This is a genomic window from Rubidibacter lacunae KORDI 51-2, from assembly GCF_000473895.1.
Lineage (GTDB): Bacteria > Cyanobacteriota > Cyanobacteriia > Cyanobacteriales > Rubidibacteraceae > Rubidibacter > Rubidibacter lacunae.
In genome coordinates this window covers 1-619 of sequence record NZ_ASSJ01000019.1, presented here as the reverse complement: position 1 = coordinate 619, position 619 = coordinate 1, and the positions used below count along the sequence as shown (strand labels likewise).

General features: G+C 50.4%; 1 pseudogene. It reads left to right on the top strand.

The features are described 5' to 3' along the window. Positions 1–36: 36 nt before the first annotated feature. Positions 37–619 (top strand): annotated as a pseudogene (locus KR51_RS03955) (IS5-like element ISAcma17 family transposase); the annotation flags it as partial.

Genomic DNA, 619 nt, shown 5'->3' with positions numbered 1-619 from the left:
AAGCAAATCAATGACATCATTATGTCTCGGGCAATCATGGAGGAGACCGCAGCAAAACCATCCGAAACCGAGTCATCCCCGGTTGTAGCAGATGAGGGAGATGATGATGACAATGGTGACCATCATGACGACCATGACCATTCACCACCCCCTGCCCAAGAAGACTCACCCCCTCGCCATCAAGGGAAACTGATTCTAGACGCCACCTGTGCTCCCGCAGACATTCGTTATCCAGTGGATTTAAGATTGCTCAATGAGGCACGAGAGCATAGCGAACGCATCCTAGATAAGTTATATTCTCAGGTCAAAGATGTCATTGCCCAGAAACCACGTACTTATCGCCAACAGGCTCGCAAAGCGTATTTGTCAGTTGCCAAGCAGCGCAAGCCAAAGAAGAAGCAGCTCGGACGAGCAATCCGCAAGCAACTGGGTTATTTGCAGCGAAACCTAGCTCATATCGACAAACTACTGGCTGCTGGAGCGTCCTTAACGCTCCTGAATCGGCAGCAATATCGCACGCTGCTCGTCATCAGTGAAGTGTTCCGCCAACAACAGGAGATGTACCAGACCAAAACGCGGCGTATTGACCATCGTATTGTGAGTATCAGTCAGCCTCACG